Genomic DNA, 15492 nt, shown 5'->3' with positions numbered 1-15492 from the left:
AGGGGAATAACTGCGGGCAAATAAAAAAGCGGCTCCAGGAGCCGCTTTTATGATTCTGAGTTGTAGGGCTGGCTTAGACTTCAGCCAGATCCTCAACGGAAAGAACCTTACCTTCTTCATCCAGGCGATAAACAACTGGCTTACCTGTGCCGAGTTCACGCTTGAGGATTTCTTCAGGTGAAAGACCTTCAAGTTCCATGATCAGGGAACGCAGGGAGTTGCCGTGTGCAGCAACGATCACGCGGTTGCCTTCCAGAACTTTTGGAAGAATGTCAGAGCGGTAGTAAGGCAAGGTACGCTCTGCAGTCATCTTCAGGCTTTCGCCGCCTGGAGGAGGCACGTCGAAAGAACGACGCCAGATGTGAACCTGCTCTTCACCGAACTTCTGACGCGCTTCGTCTTTGTTCATGCCGGTGATGTCGCCGTAGTCACGTTCGTTCAGAGCTTTGTCCTGAGCGGTTGGCAGGTCTTCCTGACCAAGTTCGCCAAGGATCAGCTTGAGAGTGTGCTGAGCGCGCAGCAGGTCAGAAGTGAACGCCAGATCAAACGTCAGGTTCATTTCCTTGAGCTTCTTGCCCGCAGCTGTTGCTTCTTCAACACCCTGTTCTGTCAGGTCTGGGTTTTTCCAGCCGGTGAACAGGTTTTTCAAATTCCATTCGCTTTGTCCGTGACGGACGAGAACCAAAAGGCGTTCCATCAAACTCTCCTGGAGAGGTTATGTGTTCTTGAAAACAGTTGTCTTGGAAGACTGTTTTCAAAGGTCATTGCGCATACCCCGTTGTGTACCAGAACCCCGGGAATGCGCTGTGTATCACTCGTCGTTCAGGCCGAGAACATCAGCCATTGAGTATAGGCCCGGTTGCTGCTTGTGCGCCCAAATGGCGGCTTTCACAGCACCGCGAGCAAAAATCTGTCGGTCTGTTGCAATGTGCGAGAGTTCTATACGCTCTCCTTCACCTGCAAACATCACCGTATGTTCACCTACCACTGAGCCGCCGCGCAGTGTTGCAAAGCCGATGTCGCCTCTGTTGCGCTCACCTGTGATGCCGTCACGTGAGCGAACACTATGAGTTTCCAAGGAAATTTCACGTCCTTCAGCTGCAGCTTCACCGAGAAGCAATGCTGTACCAGACGGAGCATCGACCTTGTGTTTGTGGTGCATTTCCAGAACTTCGATGTCGAAATCTTCATCGAGGGCCGCTGCTGCCTTTTTTACGAGGCCAGCCAGCAGGTTCACACCTAGGCTCATGTTGCCGGATTTTACAATGCGGGCCGATGTCGCGGCGTGAGCCAGCTCAGTCGATTGAGCGGAGGTCATGCCGGTGGTGCCGATGACATGCACGATTGAATGACGGGCTGCGGCGTCTGCAAAGGCAACGGTTGCTTCAGGCAGTGTGAAGTCCAGAACACCGTCTGCTTCTGCGAAGGCTGCGTCGAGGTCGGACGTGATTGCAACGCCAAGCTTGCCGCATTCGGCCAGCTCACCTGCATCCTTACCGAGGAACTCTGAGTTTTCGCGTTCAATCGCTGCGGAGACTACCACTCCGTCCATTTCGTTTACGGTGCGCACCAAGGTCCGGCCCATTCGGCCAGCGGCACCGACAACAACCAGTCGCATATCACTCATCTCATTCCCCCGAGCTGCCAACAGCCCCTCCAAACTTAAGGTGTGAGTGGGTATAGCAGGCAGTTTGCATTGTTTCAAACCGATATGGCCCCAGAGGCAGCTCCAGTCGTGGTTGTGAGGTTTTCTCAACCTGCACTTTATAGAAAATGCGGATGGCACGCCTTCTATGACATAGACATCTCTCTATTTTTGCCTAGTCTGTGCAGGTCTTCATTATTGCAGCGAGCTGACTTTACGCTGGAACCCATCGGAAGAATGGGATTTTGAGAGCTCGCCCATTCTGGGTTCTACTATGGATAATATTCGCGGCAGCGCCTGGATGGTGCTGGCTATGTTGGGGTTTGCCATTGAGGATACACTCCTCAAGACTGCGACGGCTGCTGTGCCCGTCGGGCAGACGCTCATGCTTTTTGGTGCAGGTGGAACTTTTGGCTTTCTGTTGCTGACCTGGAGACGGGGTGAGCGGGCCTTTGCGCCGGAAGCTTTGAAGGCCACACTGTTTACGCGGGCTATTTTTGAGATTACTGGCCGCCTGTTCTTCCTCCTTTCTCTGGCGCTGAATACTCTTTCCAGCACCTCTGCAATCCTGCAGGCCACTCCGATTGCGGTTACACTGGGGGCGGCGGTGCTCTTTGGAGAGCGGGTGAGCTGGCAACGCTGGCTGGCCATTCTGATTGGGTTTGTTGGTGTGCTGATGATCATCCAGCCGAGTTCTGAAGCCTTTCAGGTGACGTCCATTCTTGCCATCATCGGCATGATTGGATTTGCAGGGCGGGATCTTGCGACGAGAGCTGCTCCCCCTGCCCTCTCCAACATGCAGCTTGGGGTGTATGGGTTTGGGGTGTTGATCCCCACCGGAGCGCTCTATGCATTCTGGTCCGACGGTTTTGTCTGGCCTGATCTTTACAGCGGCCTGATCATCGCTGCTGGCACTCTTGTGGGCATTGGCGCCTACTACTCCCTCACCGTAGCCATGCGCACCGGCATGGTGTCTGTGGTCACACCGTTCCGCTATTCGCGTTTGCTCTTCGGTCTGCTGTTGGGCTTTATCATCTTTGACGAGAGCGTTGATGCCATGACGCTGGCAGGGTCAGCGATCATTGTAGTGAGCGGACTGTATATCCTGATGGGGAACTCACCCCGCAAAGCTGTGGCCTCCAAGGAAGCCGCGGAGCGGGCTTAGAAGCACTTATAGCACCGCGTGGGTTTCCAGGCGGTGTTGGACTGAAGTCTCCCGTTTCTCACGGGTGGAGCAAGGCGAACAGGCTCTGCCTGCGCTACTTGTTAGAAATGTTTCTTCGGCATTGGCTGTTCGCCTCGCCCGGGCCTTTTATCATGAACACGCGGGCTCCCTCTCGAACAGACGCGACAGGCACGTTTGCGCATCATAGATGCGCTTCATGCCTTTGACAGTTTCCTGTCACCACCGGACGCCCTCCGGAACGACCCCAAGCTCCCTACTACCACTGTGGTCTCAATAGGGTATGGCGCTTCACCGGACCTCCCGACACGATACGTTACCTCATGCCGGTAGCCCAACCCCGCCCACGCCACGGAGCGGTCGGTCCACTCCTGCCCGAATGCGTGGGCACAAGATCAAGCTTAGTTAGGTTTTCGGCTAGGGGGATAAGTTTTATGAGTACGCTTTGCCAAGTTGCAAACACTCATACTGGGATGGCACCAATCACGCTTCAATTTCTCTTAGATCAACTCACTGAGTGTCTTGGCGGACAAAGCGATCATTCGCTGCGGGTGCGAGAATGTAGGTACACTGCAGGCGTTGCTGACGCAGAGGGCCATTACCGGACATTCAGGCTACTCTACCAAGGGCTGAAGCAGAATATCGAACCTATCCTTCTGTCCATACGGCTTTGACAGTGAACATGATAAAACCGCTGCTTGTAACCTCGGTTTGCTTCACATAGCAGCCACAAGACAATACGTGGCGAAGTTTGGAAGCACTTCCAGATGTCTCCAGCGAGTTCTATATAAGAAAATTCAATTTAGTTATAAAGAGTTACTTCCTAATCCAAGGTGACCGCAGATAGTGGCCTGCGTCACTCTGTCAATTTTCTTTTTCAGGTTCCCTTCAGCTTCTCTCCATAGCGTTTTTGCCGAGGGCGATAATCTAGATGTGAATACATCTTTGAATTTATAAGAGAAACTAAGAGAAGCAAATGACAAAAATCCAAGAGTCATGCGAGAGAACGCCGGATAATGGAGGGATGGGCCGGAGAGACTTTCTTCGCAAATCAGTTGCTGCGGGAGTCGGGTTAACTGCTGCTGCGCAATTATCAGCAGGAGGTGCGCAAGCAACAGTTCCTGATACTTCAAATATTCCACTTATCACTTTGGAAGAACACTTCACCACACCCGAACTTCAAAGCAAAAATACGTCGGGCGATAAGAGGCTTTTTTCTGGTGGCGGAAGTCGGCCTGAGCTACTTGACGTGGGTGCAGGCCGGATCGCTGACATGGATGAAGCGGGCATCGACATTCAAGTGCTCTCCACAGTAACACCAGGCGCTTCAAAAATAACAGGTGCTGAAGGTGTAGAGTTCACCCGCAAGTTTAACACTTGGATAGCAGAGGAAGTCATTGCCGCGTACCCAAACCGCTTCCGTGCTTTTGCTACCCTCCCCCTTAGCTCACCTGAGGCTGCAGCTGATGAACTTGAACGCTCCGTACGAGAGTATGGCTTCGTAGGCACCATGACCTATGGCCCAATTGACGGAAAGTTTCTTGATCATGCGGACTACGCACCGCTACTTGCGCGCGCTGAAGCCCTTGGCGTTCCTATCTATATCCATCCTAACTGGCCATCCCCTACTGCAATGCAGGCCTACTATGACGGACTTGGTGATGACTTAACCAGTCGTATTCTCAGTGGGCCAGGATATGGTTGGCACCAAGAAATAGCCGTGCAATGCCTGCGTTTGATTGTTGGCGGTGTGTTTGACCGCTTTCCAAACCTGCAGATTGTCGTTGGCCACATGGGTGAAGGTCTACCGTTCTATTACTGGCGTGTTGGAGAAGATTTGGATCGCATTGCTCAAAAGCGCCTGCAAAAACCAGTTCAGCAATATTTTCACGATAACCTCTGGATTACCACCAGTGCGTTCTTCCGTGATGAGCTGTTAAATCTCGCTTTGGCAACGATGGGCGAAGATCGTGTCATGTTCTCCGTAGACTATCCTATGGCAAGCGCAAAAGTCGGTGCCGACTGGCTCCGTGCAGCTGACATACCACTAGCCACAAAAGAGAAAATCGGCTCAAAGAACGCTATGAAACTTCTTGGTATAGACAAGATTTAACACAAAAAGTTGCTATTGGAAGTATGCCATACAGGCTGGTTTTTTTGTTGTTTGGATAGCTTGTTGGGATGAAAGCTCGTTACTCTCCCGCATCCTTATCCAAAACCGTTTCCGGCTTTCGGCGAAACAAAAAAAGACCGGCCCATTTCTGAGCCGGTCTTCTTTATTTCTAGCGAATTCTTGTCATTTGATTGCATCAAATGGAACGCGCTGTATTCAAGCCGAGACGCTAGGAATATTAGTCCTTAGCTTTCTCTTCTTTTTTCTCTTCGCGAGGGATTTCCTGACCGGTTTCCTGGTCAACAACCTTCATGGAGAGACGAACTTTACCGCGCTCATCGAAGCCCATCAGCTTAACGAAGACTTTGTCGCCTTCTTTGATCACGTCGGTCACTTTTGCGACTTTGCGTGGAGCCAGCTGGGAGATGTGAACCAGACCGTCACGTGCGCCGAAGAAGTTTACGAATGCGCCGAAGTCTACAGTCTTAACAACGGTACCTTCGTAGATTACGCCAACTTCTGGCTCTGCAGCGATGGAGTTGATCCAGTTCAGAGCAGCTTTAATTGCTTTACCATCGGAGGAAGCCACCTTAACGGTGCCGTCGTCTTCGATGTTCACTTTCGCGCCGGTCTTCTCAACGATCTCACGGATCACCTTACCACCAGAACCGATCACTTCACGGATCTTGTCTACTGGGATCTTGATGACTTCGATGCGAGGAGCGTGTTCGCCGAGCTCGGAGCGAGCTTCGGTGATTGCTTTCGCCATTTCGCCGAGGATGTGAACGCGGCCACCTTTAGCCTGCTCCAGAGCGACTTTCATGATCTCTTCGGTGATACCGTCGATCTTGATGTCCATCTGCAGCGCGGTGATACCGTTTTCGGAACCAGCTACTTTAAAGTCCATGTCGCCGAGGTGGTCTTCGTCGCCAAGGATGTCGGAGAGAACTGCGAAGCGCTCGCCTTCCTTGATGAGACCCATTGCGATACCAGCCACTGGAGCTTTCAGCGGAACACCTGCGTCCATCAGGGACAGGGATGCACCACATACGGACGCCATGGAGGAGGAACCGTTGGACTCGGTGATTTCGGATACAACGCGAACGGTGTATGGGAAGTCGTGGTGTGCAGGCAGCATTGGGTTAACAGCGCGCCATGCCAGTTTACCGTGACCGATTTCACGACGTCCTGGGGAACCCATGCGACCAGCTTCACCTACAGAGTATGGAGGGAAGTTGTAGTGCAGCATGAAGGTTGCTTTTTTGGTGCCTTCCAGCAGATCGATGAACTGCTCGTCTTCACCAGTACCCAGTGTTGCAACAACCATTGCCTGAGTTTCACCGCGGGTGAACAGGGAAGAACCGTGTGCACGTGGCAGCATGCCAACTTCAGAAACGATGGAGCGCACTGTAGACAGGTCACGACCGTCGATACGGGAACCGGTGTCCAGAATGCGGCCACGAACGATTGCAGCTTCAGCCTTTTTGAACAGGTCGGAGATGACGTTCGCTTCAGGAGCGCCTTCTTCACCAGTTACGAGAGCTTCAACAACTTTCGCTTTCACAGCGTCAACGGCGTTTTTACGCTCGGTTTTCGCGGTGATGGAGTAAGCAGCGCCCAGCTCTTCGTTTGCTAGTTCCTGAACTTTACCGAACAGGTCGGAATGATCAGGCAGGTTCAGTTCACGAGGCTCTTTCGCAGCTTTTTCAGCCAGCTGAATGATTGCGTCGATAACAGGCTGGAAGCCTTTGTGACCGAACATCACAGCGCCGAGCATCACTTCTTCGGAAAGTTCCTGAGCTTCGGACTCAACCATCAGAACAGCGTCGTTGGTACCTGCAACAACCAGATCCAGATTGGTTTCTTCCATCTGGTCAACTGTTGGGTTCAGAACGTATTCGCCGTTGATGTAGCCAACACGTGCACCACCGATTGGGCCCATGAATGGAACGCCGGAGATGGTGAGAGCAGCAGAAGCGCCAACCATTGCAACAACGTCTGGAGCGTTTTCCAGATCGTGAGACAGAACGGTCAGAACAACCTGAGTTTCGTTCTTGTAGCCATCAACGAACAGCGGACGGATCGGACGGTCAATCAGACGGGAAGTCAGGGTCTCGTGCTCGGACGGACGGCCTTCGCGCTTGAAGAAGCCACCTGGAATGCGGCCAGCAGCGTATGCCTTTTCCTGATAATTTACGGTGAGTGGGAAGAAATCCTGACCTGGCTTTGCGTCTTTTGCAGACACAACAGTCGCAAGAACTTTAGTCTCGCCGTAAGTTGCGATGACTGCGCCGTCTGCCTGACGGGCTACCTTGCCGGTTTCAAGGATGAGCGGACGTCCGCCCCAATCTACTTCCACGCGATGTATATCAAACATATCTTTATCCTAACGTTCGCCTCAGTGCCTGATGGTCGTCATCAAGCTCGAGGCTGTCATTTGCCAGCAATGCGCGCACGAACTCCTTGAGTATCAAGGGCGCGATGCCTTTTCAGGTCGAACGATTGCAGGCAAGACAGCAAGAAGCTCTGTGTTTGTTGCGCGTGCTTTATCCGAAAACCGGTTTTCACTTTTCGGAGGAGCGCTGCGAGCTTCTGGCAATCCTGCCAGGTCTCCATTCGCCTGCATAAATTCTGGAAGAGGCCTTCCTCCGCCAGACTATACCTCCCGCATTTTCCAGAGATACCTCGGAAATAAGAGGGAGTAAGCAAAACGCGGCGAGCTTTCGCTGCCGCGCTTCAAATTCTTCGTCTTAGCGACGAATGCCCAGACGCTCAATCAGGGACTGGTAACGAGCAACGTCTTTGCCCTTGACGTAGTCAAGCAGCTTACGACGCTGAGAAACCATTTTCAGAAGACCACGACGGGAGTGGTTGTCTTTCTTGTGACCCTTGAAGTGCTCAGTCAGAACAGTGATGCGGTGAGTCAGGATAGCAACCTGTACTTCTGGAGATCCGGTGTCGCCTTCTTTGACAGCGAATTCCTTGATCAGTTCTGCTTTTTTTTCAGGCGTAATCGACATCGATTTTTCCTTATCTAATGGCAGCCGAAGCTGCATCTTATTGAATGTGCTCTGTTACAGAGCCATGTGCTGAACTCGGGCCGTGCCAAGATGTCGTCTAGCAGGGTCAGGCCAACACATGTTGGCCGGGCAAGCGTCTGCTTCCCAGCGGCGGGACTATGACTGAAAAACTCTCAAAAAACCAGAAGAATCTTGAGATGGTTGCAGCCAGAGACCCAATGAGAGTTATTTTCTGATTTCGGCCAGTGATTACGGAAAATTTCCCGCAATCACCTGTCATATTCTGTTGTAATTGCGGGCATAACCATCAAGCACTGCGCTTAAAGATTGAAAACCCGCTTCGGCTTGAACTCGCCTTTGGAGACTTCGCCAAACGCGATCAGTTTGCCGCCTGAGACCACATAGATCTCTTCCGGGCCAATCGGTGCATCCGCGCCGCGCAGCAGAACCGGGTTGCCGCGCTTCACTTTTGCGGCAGCATCGCCGGTGATGCGCACTTCGGCAAACTGGTGCAGGGCGGTTTCAACCGGCTTGATGTAGCCAATCAGCTCAGCGTTTTCGAGCGGGTTGAGGACAGGAGGCTCTTCGCCTTCTTCCACCTCTACCATCATCGCTTCCTTCGCTGCGCGCAGCTCATCCAGCGTAACCATCTGCTCTTCGCCGAAAGGTCCAACCAGCAGTCGGCGCAGGTCGGTGACGTAGCCGCATGTTCCGAGGCGCTCGCCGAGATCGCGGGCCAGAGAGCGCACATAGGTGCCCTTGCCACACTCAGCTTCGAACACCGCGCGGTTTTCATCGATGTACTCGACGAGATCCAGACGGTGGACTTCGATCACACGGGCTTCCAGCTTCACGTCTTCGCCATCACGCGCCAGATCGTAAGCACGGTTGCCGTCGACTTTGATTGCGGAGAAGATTGGTGGAACCTGCTCAATCCGACCACGGAACTCAGGCAGGATCGCGAGGATCTCGTCCTGTGTCGGGCGGACATCAGAGGTTTTGACCGGCTCACCCTCAGCATCGTCAGAAGTGGTCTGCGTGCCCCAAGTGACCTCGAAACGGTACACCTTGCGGCCATCCATGATGTAAGGAACGGTTTTGGTCGCCTCACCGAAGGCAATCGGCAGGCAGCCAGTTGCGAGCGGGTCAAGGGTTCCTGCGTGTCCAACCTTTTCAGGATGGAAAATTCTCTTCAGCTGACCCAACGCGTCGTTGGAGGTCAGGTTCAGAGGTTTGTCCAGAACAAGCCATCCGTTTACCGGGAAACGGGGTCTACGTCGCTGCTGTCTGCGCGCCATACTTCTCAGCTCTTATTCGTAAAATCTGTGTGAGAACGACGGCGATTAATCGCGGTCGTCTTCACCCTGATCGTCTTCGTCATCAATGCCGCCATCAGCAAAGTCTTTGCGGATGCTTGGCTCATGGAGCAGACGGGTGATGAGATCGTCATCGTCGAAGCGGGTGTCTGCTACGAAGCGGAGGTCACAGGTGTACTTCATAGTGACACGGCGAGCGACCTGACCACGCAGGTACTTTGCATTACGCTTGAGGGCTTCAAGAACGACCTCTACATCGCGACCACCCATTGGCATGACGAGAACGTCTGCCCAACGCAGGTCTGGCGACATGCGAACTTCAGGTACGGTGATGATTACACCATCCAGATCCGGGTCACTTACCTGACCGCGTATCAGGATATCTGAGAGTTCTTTGCGGACAAGCTCACCTACACGCAACTGGCGCTGTGACGGCTGGCCTGCAAATTCATCGCGTGCTTTTGCCATTGTTTTCTCTTTTTATTTCAGAGTTGCACTGCATCGCGCTGATCGCCTTCATGCCGCTTGCAGTCACTCGCTCTTGTAACAGCAGAGCGCCGACGGAGTTGACCCCGCCGGCGCTACTGAATGCTTTTAGATTGAACTCAGCTCTTATCAGAGAGAGCGTGCAATCTCTTCTACCTGGAAGCACTCGATGACGTCACCGACGCGCATATCCTTGTAGTTGGTGAAGTTCATGCCGCACTCAACGCCGGACTCAACTTCTTTAACTTCGTCCTTGAAGCGTTTCAGTGTGCCCAGTTCACCTTCGTGAACAACAACGTTGTCACGCAGCAAGCGAACCTGTGCACCGCGCTGAACCACACCTTCGGTGACCAGACAACCTGCAACACGACCAATTTTGGTGATGTTGAAGATTTCTTTGATGTCTGCGTAGCCGAGGAAGGTTTCGCGACGCTCTGGAGCAAGCATGCCAGACATGGTGGACTTCACATCGTCGATGAGATCGTAGATCACGCTGTAGTAGCGGATTTCTACGCCTTCACGACGTGCGGCTTCCTGAGCCTGTTTGTTTGCACGAACGTTGAACGCCATGATCGGAGCTTTGGAGGCAATCGCCAGAGTGATATCGCTCTCGGTGATACCGCCTACGGATGCTGCAACAACACGTGCACCGACTTCGTCGTTGCCCAGTTCTTCCAGAGCACCCTGGATTGCTTCGGCAGAACCCTGCACATCGGACTTGATGATGAGCGGGAATTCTTTTTTGCCTTCTTCCTGCAAGCCCTTCATCATTGCTTCCAGAGAACCACGAGACCCAGCAATACGTGCTGCAATCTGATCGCGTTTCTGGCGCTGACGATATTCGGAGATCTCGCGTGCGCGGCCTTCGTTTTCGACAACTGCAACCATGTCACCAGCGGATGGTGTGGACTGGAAGCCAAGAACTTCAACCGGCTTGGAAGGACCAGCTTCCTTAACCTGCTTGCCGTTCTCGTCGAGCATTGCACGGACACGGCCCCATTCGGAACCAGCGATTACAACGTCGCCAACTTTCAGCGTACCCTTCTGAACCAGAACGGTTGCAACCGGACCACGGCCCTTGTCGAGCTTGGCTTCGATTACGGTACCTTCAGCTGTACGGTTCGGGTTCGCTTTCAGCTCAAGAACTTCAGCCTGCAACAGGATCATTTCGATCAGCTTGTCGAGGTTGGTGCCTTCTTTTGCGGAAACTTCCACGTCGATCACGTCACCACCCATGGATTCTACAACGAGGTCTTCGCGGAGAAGGTCGTTGCGAACGCGGGATGGATCAGCACCTGGCTTGTCCATTTTGTTGATCGCGATGATCAATGGAACGCCAGCAGCTTTTGCGTGAACAATCGCTTCCTTGGTCTGTGGCATCACACCATCATCCGCAGCAACCACGAGGATAACTACGTCGGTGGACTTGGCACCACGTGCACGCATCTGAGTAAATGCGGCGTGACCAGGAGTATCGATGAAGGTGACCTTCTGATCGTTCTGCTCAACCTGGTATGCACCGATGTGCTGTGTAATGCCGCCAGCTTCGCCAGAAGCAACGTTTGCCTTACGCAGTGCATCGAGAAGCGAGGTTTTACCGTGGTCAACGTGACCCATGATGGTCACAACCGGAGGACGGCTTACCAGTGTTGTTTCATCGTCTTCAATGGTGAAGAGACCCTCTTCAACATCCGCCTCAGAAACACGCTTAACGGTGTGGCCCATTTCCTCTGCGATCAGTTCAGCAGTATCGGCGTCGATGATGTCGTTGATCTTCATCATCTGGCCCTGCTTCATGAGCAGTTTGATCACGTCAACCGCACGCTCAGACATACGCTGTGCGAGTTCCTGAATGGTGATCGCTTCAGGCAGTGTTACTTCACGTGCTACCTTCTCGCGAACTACCTTCTGCTGACCTTGACGCTTTTCCTTCTCACGACGACGGCGCATGGAAGCCAGTGAACGGCTACGGCCCTCGTTGTCACCGGTTGCGCGGGTGATTGTCAGTTTTGACTTACGACGATCGTCGCCTGCGCCACGGTTAGGTTTGCTAGGAGCCTCTGGCTTCTTGTTCCGGGTTACCGGCTTCAGAGCCATCTTCTTGGTGTTTGCCTTACCAGTCTCCATGCTCTCAGCTGGAGCAGCTGCTGCGCCTGGACGTGCACCGCCCGGACGAGCGCCTGGACGTGGACCGTCGAGACGTGGAGGCTTGCCATCACGCATTGGTGGACGGCCACGGTCGCCACCTGGACGAGGACCACGATCACCACCTGGACGCGGACCACGATCACCCTGAGGGCGAGGACCACGATCGCCAGCTGGGCGAGGACCACGATCACCGCCTGGACGAGGGCCGCGCTCACCCTGAGGGCGAGGGCCACGATCGCCACCGCGATGCGGACGGTCACCAGAACGCTGAGGACGGTCACCACGGTCGCCGGAGCGCTGTGGACGATCACCGCGAGCTGGACGCTCTTCACGCTGAGCTGGTTTTGGAGCTTCAGCAGCTTTTGCCTTTGCTTCCGCTTCAGCCTTTGCTTTCGCTTCTGCTTCAGCTTTTGCACGCACTGCAGCTTCTTCAGCTTCGCGCTTTGCACGAGCTTCGTCTTCTACGCGCTGCTTTTCAGCTTCAATTGCGCGCTGACGTGCCAGTTCTTCCTGACGCTTAGCTTCTTCAACGCGACGCTTCTGGTCTTCGACCTCACGTACCTTTGCCATCTTCAGCGCTGCGAGACGTGCGTCTGCTTCGCCCTTGGTCAAGGTTTTGAGGACTGCACCACCGCCCTGGCCGCCATTGCCGCCACGACGCTGACCGCCACGCTGGTTGTTGTTTCGGTTGCCACCGCGACCAGCAGCTTCACCACGCTTCTGAGCATCGCCAGCACCGCGACGTGCCTGCTGAGGACCGCGATCCTGAGCTGGACGCTTTTCAGTGCGACTTGTGGAGGCCGCAGGAGAAGCAGGAGTTGCAGATGCAGCGGAACCTTCCTGGCCCGGTACAACTACACGGCGCTTCTTCTTTTCCACGACGACTGCCTTGGAGCGGCCGTGGGAGAAGCTCTGCTTAACAGTGCCCTTCTCAACACTGCCTCCGCGTTTGAGGCCCAGCGTTTTCTTTTCCCCGCCGGCGGGATTGTCGTGGTTGTTTTTGGTATCGCTCATATTGCCTTCAGTCCTGCGTCACTGCACCCTTTGTACCGTCGTCGTCAGCCCCAGCAGAAACATCCCGGAATTGCGCAAGGCGTTGCGCGTGCTTCACGAAGTTTCTGCCCGCCTCGCCGGCCAGCAGTACAGCATGTATAACGTTTTCCCGATCCAGATGCGTACTCATCTGATCCGAGGTAAACAGGCGGATCACGCTGAGACGATCCACCTTGCCAAATCTAGAAGCGGCTACGGCCGCCAACTTACGCACACCATCTTCAGAGGCATCAGTGGCGTGCACCAGAGCAAGAACACTCTCCTTCTTGAGAGAAGCCTCGACTTTCGAATAGCCGACAATCAGGTTGCCAGCTTTTCGGCTCATGGACAGTGCGCCCAGAGCTGCCTGCTCCAGCAGTTCGTCAGTGTGGTCGGCCAAACCTTCTTCAGCGTTAACCTGCTCCTTAAAGCCTCTCGAGAAAGCGCGCTTTTTAATCGCTTCCTGCAAGACAGACTTCTTTGCGGTCACCCAAACCCCACGTCCCGGGAGGGTGCCTTTCACATCAACTACAACAGTTTTGTCAGGAGCCATAACGAATCTGAGAAGCTCTGTCACCGGTAGAACTTCACGCGTTACAGCGCAGGTACGTTCTGGCGGCTCATTTTTTCTCGGCACTTCGTTTTCCCAACCCAACTATTGTTGTTATTTTTCATTCAGTTACGGGGATGTAGAAATCTGCAGGCTTCTGCTGCAATTTCAACACACCCCCGTATAAAACTTTTTTCTGCAGTCAAGCGGCTACAGATTATTCAGAGGACTGCTCGCCTTTTGCGTCTTCTGCACCGCTCTCTTGCGCCAATTCCTCGTCTGCGTCAACCGCAGTCTCGTCAATTGTTTCAGCTTCGAAGGATTCTTCGTCGCCTTCAAATTCGCCTTCTTCGACTTCCAGCTCTTCCTCGGAAACCTCAACGAGGTCTTCCGGAGAGATCCAGCCAGCAGCAACGCGGGCGGACATGACGATCGCTTCCGCATCAGCGCGAGACAGATCAAAACCGCTCAGAGTACCTTCCACGCGAATGGTTTCTTTATCCTTGCGCTCTGTCCAACCGACGAGATCGTCAGCTGCACAACCTGCAAGGTCTTCCATGGTTTTGATTTCGTCTTTACCCAGTGCGACCAGCATCGCGGATGTAAGACCAGGGACCTGAACCAGCTCTTCGGAAACGCCAAGCTGACGACGCTCTTCTGCGAGTTTAGCTTCCTGTTCTTCCAGGTACTCACGTGCACGAGCTTGGATTTCGTCGGCTGTTTCTTCGTCGAAGCCTTCAATGGACGAGATTTCGTCGATGTCAACGTACGCGACTTCTTCTACAGAAGTAAAGCCTTCTGATGCGAGAAGCTGAGAAACCATCTCGTCAACATTCAGGGTGTTCTGGAAGAGATCGGAACGGATCTGGAATTCTTTCTGACGACGCTCGGACTCTTCAGCCTCGGTCATGATGTCGATGCCCCAGCCGGTGAGCTGAGATGCCAGACGCACGTTCTGACCACGACGACCGATTGCCAGAGACAGCTGATCATTAGGAACAACAACTTCGATGCGCTCGGAGTCTTCGTCGAGAACAACCTTAGCAACTTCAGCAGGCTGCAGTGCGTTCACGATGAAGGTCGCTGCATCGTCATTCCAAGGAATGATGTCGATTTTTTCGCCCTGAAGTTCGCCAACAACTGCCTGAACACGGGAACCACGCATACCAACACACGCGCCAACCGGATCAATGGAACCATCGTTGGACAGAACAGCGATCTTAGCGCGGGAGCCCGGATCACGAGCAACTGCTTTGATCTCGATAACACCGTCGTAGATTTCTGGCACTTCCTGCGCGAACAGTTTAGCCATGAACTGAGGGTGTGTACGGGACAGGAACACCTGCGGACCGCGCTGTTCACGGCGTACGTCGAAGATCAGTGCGCGAATGCGATCGCCATTGCGGAAGATTTCGCGTGGGATCAGCTCGTCGCGACGAACGATAGCTTCGCCTTTGCCGGTGTCGACAACAACGTTGCCGTATTCAACGCGCTTAACAACTGCGTTGAGCACTTCACCGATGCGGTCTTTGAACTCATCGTACTGCTGGTCACGCTCTGCTTCGCGCACTTTCTGCACGATAACCTGCTTCGCGGACTGAGCAGCGATACGACCGAAGTCCAGCGGTGGCAGTGGATCTGCCATGAAATCACCGATGGTTGCGTCCGGGTTGCGCTCCTGCGCATCAACCAGAGCAATCTCGGTGGAGATGTTTTCGACAACCTCAACAACCTGCAGCAAACGCTGGAGGCGGATTTCACCGGTTTTCGGATTAATCTCGGCACGAACTTCAGTCTCGGTGCCATAACGGGAGCGAGCGGCTTTTTGGATTGCATCCTCAAGAGCAGCAATCACGATACTACGGTCGATCGACTTTTCGCGGGCAACCGCATCAGCGATCTGCAGCAGCTCCAAACGGTTTGCGCTGATAGCCATTCCTCGTCAACTCCTTCCACGCCCTGCTTTCTTCACACCAGCAGGAACATCAAAACAAAAGGG

Annotated in this window: 11 protein-coding genes; 2 read left to right on the top strand and 9 right to left on the bottom strand. The window is 53.8% G+C overall.

Annotated features, from left to right (window positions below):
• Window positions 1-73: 73 nt before the first annotated feature.
• The gene (locus tag PJE062_RS07950) at window positions 74-700 is read right to left on the bottom strand and encodes a 2,3-bisphosphoglycerate-dependent phosphoglycerate mutase (protein WP_037036366.1); all 627 of its coding nucleotides are present in this window, start codon (window positions 698-700) and stop codon (window positions 74-76) included.
• 111 nt (window positions 701-811) lie between these two features.
• Entirely contained in the window at window positions 812-1627 is an 816-nt protein-coding gene (dapB, locus tag PJE062_RS07945) for a 4-hydroxy-tetrahydrodipicolinate reductase (protein WP_037036360.1), read from the bottom strand.
• Window positions 1628-1919: 292 nt separating this feature from the next.
• Here dapB and PJE062_RS07940 point away from each other — a divergent pair, with 292 nt between their 5' ends.
• Together PJE062_RS07940 and PJE062_RS07935 are read left to right on the top strand one after the other, a co-directional pair.
• Window positions 1920-2810, top strand: a complete 891-nt coding sequence (locus tag PJE062_RS07940; RefSeq protein ID WP_014283431.1) for a DMT family transporter — start codon at window positions 1920-1922, stop codon at window positions 2808-2810.
• A gap of 994 nt (window positions 2811-3804) precedes the next feature.
• Window positions 3805-4941 carry an amidohydrolase family protein gene (locus tag PJE062_RS07935; protein WP_247643110.1) on the top strand — a complete coding sequence of 379 codons (1137 nt, stop codon included), beginning with the start codon at window positions 3805-3807 and terminating at the stop codon, window positions 4939-4941.
• Window positions 4942-5179: 238 nt separating this feature from the next.
• Here PJE062_RS07935 and pnp read toward each other — a convergent pair whose 3' ends face one another.
• The 7 genes from pnp to nusA all read right to left on the bottom strand — a co-directional run bounded on the left by pnp (window position 5180) and on the right by nusA (window position 15429).
• The gene (pnp, locus tag PJE062_RS07930; RefSeq protein ID WP_008548667.1) at window positions 5180-7318 is read right to left on the bottom strand and encodes a polyribonucleotide nucleotidyltransferase; all 2139 of its coding nucleotides are present in this window, start codon (window positions 7316-7318) and stop codon (window positions 5180-5182) included.
• Between the two features lie 373 nt (window positions 7319-7691).
• Window positions 7692-7961: a 30S ribosomal protein S15 gene (gene rpsO / locus PJE062_RS07925; RefSeq protein WP_008548711.1), complete on the bottom strand. Its 270-nt coding sequence runs from the start codon at window positions 7959-7961 to the stop codon at window positions 7692-7694.
• 320 nt (window positions 7962-8281) lie between these two features.
• Window positions 8282-9259: a tRNA pseudouridine(55) synthase TruB gene (truB, locus tag PJE062_RS07920; protein WP_008548626.1), complete on the bottom strand. Its 978-nt coding sequence runs from the start codon at window positions 9257-9259 to the stop codon at window positions 8282-8284.
• Window positions 9260-9304: 45 nt separating this feature from the next.
• Window positions 9305-9745, bottom strand: a complete 441-nt coding sequence (rbfA, locus tag PJE062_RS07915) for a 30S ribosome-binding factor RbfA (protein ID WP_008548288.1) — start codon at window positions 9743-9745, stop codon at window positions 9305-9307.
• Window positions 9746-9892: 147 nt separating this feature from the next.
• Window positions 9893-12925: a translation initiation factor IF-2 gene (infB, locus tag PJE062_RS07910; protein ID WP_008548673.1), complete on the bottom strand. Its 3033-nt coding sequence runs from the start codon at window positions 12923-12925 to the stop codon at window positions 9893-9895.
• Window positions 12926-12932: 7 nt separating this feature from the next.
• Window positions 12933-13580: an RNA-binding protein gene (locus PJE062_RS07905; protein WP_083793233.1), complete on the bottom strand. Its 648-nt coding sequence runs from the start codon at window positions 13578-13580 to the stop codon at window positions 12933-12935.
• A gap of 130 nt (window positions 13581-13710) precedes the next feature.
• Window positions 13711-15429: a transcription termination factor NusA gene (gene nusA / locus PJE062_RS07900; RefSeq protein WP_008548691.1), complete on the bottom strand. Its 1719-nt coding sequence runs from the start codon at window positions 15427-15429 to the stop codon at window positions 13711-13713.
• Window positions 15430-15492: the final 63 nt, after the last annotated feature.

This window comes from Pseudovibrio sp. JE062 (assembly GCF_000156235.1).
GTDB lineage: Bacteria > Pseudomonadota > Alphaproteobacteria > Rhizobiales > Stappiaceae > Pseudovibrio.
This window is presented reverse-complemented; position numbering and strand designations above follow the sequence as displayed.

Excerpts from the sequence above, each read along its gene's own strand:
- nusA (WP_008548691.1), bottom strand. The coding sequence starts at position 15,429 with ATGGCTATCAGCGCAAACCGTTTGGAGCTGCTGCAGATCGCTGATGCG.
- dapB (WP_037036360.1), bottom strand. The coding sequence starts at position 1,627 with ATGAGTGATATGCGACTGGTTGTTGTCGGTGCCGCTGGCCGAATGGGC.
- PJE062_RS07935 (WP_247643110.1), top strand. The coding sequence starts at position 3,805 with ATGACAAAAATCCAAGAGTCATGCGAGAGAACGCCGGATAATGGAGGG.
- pnp (WP_008548667.1), bottom strand. The coding sequence starts at position 7,318 with ATGTTTGATATACATCGCGTGGAAGTAGATTGGGGCGGACGTCCGCTC.
- truB (WP_008548626.1), bottom strand. The coding sequence starts at position 9,259 with ATGGCGCGCAGACAGCAGCGACGTAGACCCCGTTTCCCGGTAAACGGA.
- rpsO (WP_008548711.1), bottom strand. The coding sequence starts at position 7,961 with ATGTCGATTACGCCTGAAAAAAAAGCAGAACTGATCAAGGAATTCGCT.
- infB (WP_008548673.1), bottom strand. The coding sequence starts at position 12,925 with ATGAGCGATACCAAAAACAACCACGACAATCCCGCCGGCGGGGAAAAG.
- rbfA (WP_008548288.1), bottom strand. The coding sequence starts at position 9,745 with ATGGCAAAAGCACGCGATGAATTTGCAGGCCAGCCGTCACAGCGCCAG.
- PJE062_RS07940 (WP_014283431.1), top strand. The coding sequence starts at position 1,920 with ATGGATAATATTCGCGGCAGCGCCTGGATGGTGCTGGCTATGTTGGGG.